Genomic DNA, 5410 nt, shown 5'->3' with positions numbered 1-5410 from the left:
CTCGCGCTCGACCACCTGCCCGACCCCGCGCAGGCCGGCGCGCTCGCGGGCTTCATGCAGGGCCTGGGCTTCATGATCGCGGCGCTCGCGCCCTTCGTCACCGGCTGGGTGCGCGAGCACACCGGCGGCTTCGCGCTCGCCTGGGCCTACCTCGGCGCCGTGGTGCTCGTGCTGCTGCCGCTGCTGCTGCGCTTCGATCCGCGTCGCTACGGCGCGGCCACCGCGGGGCTGTTCGCGCCGCGCGCCATGCCATCCTCTTCCCTCGCGCCCGAGGGCGCAGCCACTCGAAAGGTCTGAACACCATGTACCAGGAACGCTTCATGCAACGCGCGCTCGCCCTGTCCGCGCAGGCGCTGCACGAACCCGGCACCGAGCCCTTCGGCGCCGTGGTCGTGAAGGACGGCGCCATCGTCGGCGAAGGCTTCAACCACTCGGTCGCGCACCACGACCCCACCTCGCACGGCGAGGTCGAGGCCATCCGCGACGCCTGCCGCAAGCTCGGCAGCGTCGACCTCTCGGGATGCGAGCTCTACACCTCGTGCGAGCCCTGCGCCATGTGCGTGGCGGCGATGCACATCGCGGGCATCGCGCAGCTCTACTACGCGGCCTCGCTCGCGCAGTCGGGCGAGGCCTTCGACGGCGTGACCGTGGCCGCGCGCCATCCAATCGACGTGGAGGCGCTGCGCATCGAGTCGGGCGCGACGCTCGCGCAGCGCAGGCTGCCGGCCGAGCAGCGGATGGATGGGGAGGCGGTGCGGATCCTGGCCGAGTGGGCGGCCACGCGGCGCGCGGCTTAGGCCGAAGCCGTCGGCACGAACGGCGAGGGCAGCGGTTCGGTGGGAAGGTCCGGGAGGTCGGGAATCTCGGGATATTGCCCCAGCGGATGGACATCGAAGTAGGCGTCGAAGAGGATGGTGTTCGGCGCCAGATTCGCCACCGCGGTCTGCGCGACGCGCGCGTTGCCGGGTCGCTTGGCGATGCCTTCGCTGGTGGTTGGCGCCGAGAGTTGGAAGATCTCGCAGGCACCTACGTAGTAGCCGTCGTTTCGCACGATGTACTGCACCGAAGGCAGGTACTTGTGAGTCTCGGGATCGGCCGTCATGCCGGCGGCGAGCAGGAAGTCGATGATGTAGTTGGTGTCCTCGATCTGCGACATCCGCAGGTATTGCTTCTCGGTGTACGACGCCATGTAGTCGAGGCACACGTCCACGCCGAAGGGCACGCCGCCCAGCGGGTCGTTGTCGAACCCCGTGTACTGCTTGCCGTCCGCGTAGTAGGCAGCGGTGGTGGTCGACTCCATCAGCACGAGGATATCGAGGTGGCCCAGCAGAACCTTCCAGTAGGCCCGGCCGTCTTTCAGGACTTGCGTGCCCCCGTCCGTGTCGAAGTCGATCCATGACACATTGCGCTTGGGCCACATCGCGATCGGCCGGCTGCCGTCGGGGTTGGCCTTGCTGAAGTTGTCGATCACCAGCACGTAGTTGAGCGCTTCGTAGGGCGGAAGGTTTTCGTCTTTCACCGGGCCGCCTTGCGGGGCCGGCGCCGCGGGAGGCTCGACCAGTTGCTTCATCAGAACCTGCGAAGTGCCGGGTAGCAGCGCCAGCTTGCCGTACTGCTCCTGCGGGAACAAGGCGATCAGCGCGCGCACGTGCTTCTGCACCTCGATCACGCAGGTGGTCGAGAAGGCCTTGATCTCCTCCTCGTTCCTCACCGCATCCCAGTTCACGTTCCAGAAGAACTCGGGCACCACAAAGAAGCAGAGGTCGGTGGGCGCGCTCTTCTTTGGGAGGCCCTGTGCCAGCGCATCGCTCAGCAGGTTGAACTTGGCCTGCAGCGCGCGCCGCGTGTAGGTCTCGATGGCTTCGTCCTTCAGTCGCTGGTCGGGGAGTGGCGCTGTGGAGGGCGTCTGGAGGTTGAGAACGCGCACGTTCTTCACCGCCTTTTCGACCGGCCTCGGCGGTGGCGGATCGACGGGCGGCGTCGGCACCACCGCGGGCGAGGGTGGTGGTGCCACGGCCACCGGCGTCGGCGAAAAGCCGCTGCTGCTGCCTCCGCCGCCGCATGCGGCCAGCAGCGCGCTGGTGCCGAGGGGAAGGGCCAGGCCGGCCTTCAGGAGGGAACGGCGGCGCGTTCCCCGTGCATGCGTTTGATCCGGATCGGCTTCGCTTTCGTGGGTCATGTGAAAAAGCTCCCTGATGTTGATGTGTGCAGAAACTGCAATCGGGTTGCGCAAAATCCGTGCCCGCGAACGACGCACCATTGCGCCGCATTCCCATGGGAATTCAAGCCAGGCGGTGCTTTCCGGATGATGCGATCAGACCCGAAGCGAGAATCGCCAACGCAACAAGGTGGCGATTAATTCCTCGATGAATATCACTTTGGGATCGATGCAATGCACAGATGTCGATCGAGTCGGCGGGCTTCGCGCGCCGGTTCCAGGCAACAGGCCATCCATGCCGCCGTCGTGCTCGCGCTTGGTCCGGGAAGGGGGCGAGGCTGTAGGGCAGCCCGCCCAGCGATGCGCGGTCGCCGCCGACAGGCCGCGCACGCCGAAGGCATCACCATCGGTCCATCGACAACCTTTGGAGGATCCTTCCCATGATCAACAAGACCCTGCTCGCACTCGCCACTTCGCTGACCCTGCTGGCCGCCGGCACCGCCAACGCGCAGATCGGCAAGGCCGCCTCCGAGGCGACCGATGCGGCCCAGCACAAGATCGACGAGAAGCAGGCCGACAGCAAGGCCAAGAAGAGCGGCCCGGTCGGCAAGGCCGTGAACAACGTGAAGTCGGGCTATCACAAGAACCGCTCGAAGGCCTCGGCCGACAAGGCCAAGCAGTCGCTGAAGAATGCGGGCTGATCGGGGGAAGCGACCAGCCAGAACACAACCGTTCGGGCTGAGCCTGTCGAAGCCTCGCGCGGCGCTTCGACAAGCTCAGCGTGAACGGTTGTTTTTTCAAGCGCGCCCGGCTCAGGCCTGACGCACCTGCCCCGCAGCTTCCTTCGCCTGTGCCGCCTCCCGCGCGCGCACGACCGTCGTCGTCTCGCCTGCATACCCCCAGTCGTCGGTGTCGATCTCGTCGATCACGATGTGGGTCAGGTGCGGGTCCTTGCCGAGCACGCGCTGCAGCGTGTCGGTGATCTCCGCGATCACGGTGGCCTTCTGTGCGCGCGTGACGCCGTCGCGCGTGATGCGTACGTTGACGTAGGGCATGGCGTTCTCCCTCAAACGATGTAGTTGCCCGCGCTGCCCGCGCCATCCACCGGCAACACCGCGCCGCTCGTGAAGCCCGCGTTCACCAGGTAGAGCACCGCATCGGCGATCTCGTTGACCGTGCCCAGGCGGCCGGCAGGCTGCAGGGTCTTGAGGAAGCCGTGCGTCTCGGGCGCATGCATCGGGCTGTCGATGATCCCGGGCGCCACCGCGTTCACGCGCACGCCATGCGGCGCGAGCTCGAGCGCCAGCGCGCGCGTGGCCGCGTTCAACCCGCCCTTGAGCAGCACTGCCATGAAGGCCGGCACGTTGCTGCGCGGCTGCAGCGCCACCGAGGCCGTGATGTTGACGATCGCGCCCGCGCGGCGGCCGATCATGTGGCGCGCCGCGGCCTGCGAGGCGTAGATCGTGCCCTTCACGTTGGTGGCGATCTGCTGCTCGACCTCCTCGGGGGTGAAGTCCACGAAGGGCTTGGCCAGGAAGATGCCCGCGTTGTTGACCAGCGCGTCCACGCCGCCGAAGCGCGCGACCGCGTGCTCGACCAGCGCGGCGGCGATGCGCGGATCGGCGATGTCGCCGGCCACGCCGGTGAAGCGGTCGCCGGCGCCGAACTGGCGCGCGGCCTCGACCAGCCGCGCGTCGCTGCGCGCATTGCCGACCACGTTCCAGCCTTCGGCCAGCAGGCGGCGCGTGATCGCGAAGCCGATGCCGCTGCTGGCGCCGGTGACGACGGCGGTGCGGGCCTTGCCGCCTTGGAAATCGGGGGTGCTCATGGTGAATGTCCTTCCGGTATTTGCGCCCCGCAAGATGCGGTGGCGTCGTGGAAGGAAGTGTGGAGTCGCTCGAGCTAAGAGTGAATGGCCGGGATTCGGCAATCACTCTTCCGCCGTTCGAGCGAATCAGCCGCTGCGACGCTTCGTGCGCCTGGCCTCGGCCTTGGGCTCGCAGGCCTTGCACCAGTCCGCGAAACCCGCGCGCAGCTTGGGCAGCGCGAAGTCGACGAAGGCCCGCACCTTCGGCACCGCCAGCCGGCCGTGCGGCACCACCAGGTGCACCGGCAGCGGCGGCGGCTCGTCCTGCGCGAGGATGATGCGCAGCCGCCCGTCGGCCACCTCGTCGGCCACGTGGTACGAGAAGGAGCGCAGCACGCCGCGCCCCTCGGCGGCCGAGGCCACCGCCGCGCGCAGGCTGTTGACCACGAAACGCGGCGCGAACTGCACCGTGCGCGGCATCGTGCCGGCGCCGCCGACGCCGGCCGCGGGCGGGAAGCTCCACGAGTCGATGCCGAAGTGCGTCATCGCCACCACCTGGTGCTCGGCGAGGTCGGCCGGCACCGCGATGCGCGGATGCTTCGCGAGATAGCGCGGCGAGGCCGTCGTGACGCGACGCACCTCGCCCACCGGCAGCGCCACCAGCGTCGAGTCGGCCAGGTGCGCGATGCGCAGCGCCACGTCGATGCCCTCGTCGATCAGGTTGGCCGGGCGGTCCAGCAGGTGCAGCCGCACCGATACCGTCGGGTGCGCGTTCATGAAGGCGTCGAGGATCGGCCGCAGCAGCGCCTCGCCCACCGCGACCGCGGCCGTCACCGTGAGCCGGCCGCGCGGCGCCGAGCGTTCGCCGGCCGCCGCGATGTCCGCTTCCTCGAGGTCGGTGAGGATGCGCCGACAGGCCACCGCATAGCGCTCGCCCGCATCGCTGAGCCGGATCGAGCGCGTCGTGCGGTGCAGCAGCTCGGCGCCCACGTGGGCTTCGAGAAAGGCGATCGCGCGGCTCACCGCGGCCGGCGACTTGCCGAGCTTGCGGCCGGCACCGGCGAGGCTGCCTTCGGCCAGCGCCGCCACGAACACCTTCATGGCGTCGATGCGGTCCATGATTCTTCCTTCTCGCGAAATACTGAATGCCCGAGGATAGGGATTCATTCGCGGGCCGGCAATCCGTAGCATCGAATCCATCGATTCGCCGGAGCACATCATGGCCACCCCCCGCAGTGCAGCCGCGCGCACTGCCACCGCATCGCACCCGCGCGCCGCCGCCACCTGGCCCGCCATCCTCGCGGGCTTCTGCGCCACGCTCGTGGGCCTGGGCCTCGCGCGCTTCGCCTACACGCCGCTGCTGCCGGCCATCATCGACGCCCACTGGTTCGACGCCTCGGCCGCCACCTACCTCGGTGCCGCCAACCTCGTGGGCTACCTCGCGG

The 5410-nt window shown here is 68.7% G+C and carries 7 protein-coding genes and 1 pseudogene; 4 read left to right on the top strand and 4 right to left on the bottom strand.

What is annotated here, in order from left to right; translation table 11 throughout:
- Positions 1–297: pseudogene (locus AC27VN_RS31745) on the top strand (cyanate transporter); the annotation flags it as partial.
- 23 nt (positions 298–320) lie between these two features.
- Positions 321–797: a nucleoside deaminase gene (locus AC27VN_RS31740; protein ID WP_490879130.1), complete on the top strand. Its 477-nt coding sequence runs from the start codon at positions 321–323 to the stop codon at positions 795–797.
- On the opposite strand, the gene AC27VN_RS31735 is transcribed toward AC27VN_RS31740, so the two are convergent.
- Complete coding sequence (locus AC27VN_RS31735) at positions 794–2260, bottom strand: hypothetical protein (RefSeq protein WP_490879129.1); 1467 nt, start codon at positions 2258–2260, stop codon at positions 794–796. The two genes, AC27VN_RS31740 and AC27VN_RS31735, sit on opposite strands and share 4 nt — an antisense overlap.
- 341 nt (positions 2261–2601) lie before the next feature.
- Between AC27VN_RS31735 and AC27VN_RS31730 the strand changes: the two genes are divergently transcribed.
- Positions 2602–2859 (top strand): hypothetical protein, encoded by a 258-nt coding sequence (locus tag AC27VN_RS31730; protein WP_395352988.1) that lies wholly within the window; start codon positions 2602–2604, stop codon positions 2857–2859.
- A 111-nt stretch (positions 2860–2970) separates the two neighbouring features.
- Here AC27VN_RS31730 and AC27VN_RS31725 read toward each other — a convergent pair whose 3' ends face one another.
- The 3 genes from AC27VN_RS31725 to AC27VN_RS31715 form a co-directional block, all read right to left on the bottom strand.
- Entirely contained in the window at positions 2971–3213 is a 243-nt protein-coding gene (locus AC27VN_RS31725; RefSeq protein WP_203204361.1) for a tautomerase family protein, read from the bottom strand.
- A gap of 11 nt (positions 3214–3224) precedes the next feature.
- A complete protein-coding gene (locus AC27VN_RS31720; protein WP_490879128.1) occupies positions 3225–3986 on the bottom strand; it encodes an SDR family NAD(P)-dependent oxidoreductase in 762 nt (253 codons plus the stop codon).
- A 126-nt stretch (positions 3987–4112) separates the two neighbouring features.
- Entirely contained in the window at positions 4113–5084 is a 972-nt protein-coding gene (locus tag AC27VN_RS31715; protein ID WP_490879127.1) for a LysR family transcriptional regulator, read from the bottom strand.
- Positions 5085–5184: 100 nt separating this feature from the next.
- Here AC27VN_RS31715 and AC27VN_RS31710 point away from each other — a divergent pair.
- Positions 5185–5410: YbfB/YjiJ family MFS transporter (locus AC27VN_RS31710; RefSeq protein WP_490879126.1), on the top strand; the 226-nt coding region annotated here is incomplete at its 3' end.

The sequence above is a fragment of the Variovorax sp. 20P10.2.4 genome (assembly GCF_058244205.1).
This window is presented reverse-complemented; position numbering and strand designations above follow the sequence as displayed.

What these genes read in the sequence shown, in the direction of transcription:
- AC27VN_RS31735 (WP_490879129.1), bottom strand. Translation starts at nt 2,260, where the DNA reads ATGGTGCGTCGTTCGCGGGCACGGATTTTGCGCAACCCGATTGCAGTT.
- AC27VN_RS31740 (WP_490879130.1), top strand. Translation starts at nt 321, where the DNA reads ATGCAACGCGCGCTCGCCCTGTCCGCGCAGGCGCTGCACGAACCCGGC.
- AC27VN_RS31720 (WP_490879128.1), bottom strand. Translation starts at nt 3,986, where the DNA reads ATGAGCACCCCCGATTTCCAAGGCGGCAAGGCCCGCACCGCCGTCGTC.
- AC27VN_RS31715 (WP_490879127.1), bottom strand. Translation starts at nt 5,084, where the DNA reads ATGGACCGCATCGACGCCATGAAGGTGTTCGTGGCGGCGCTGGCCGAA.
- AC27VN_RS31725 (WP_203204361.1), bottom strand. Translation starts at nt 3,213, where the DNA reads ATGCCCTACGTCAACGTACGCATCACGCGCGACGGCGTCACGCGCGCA.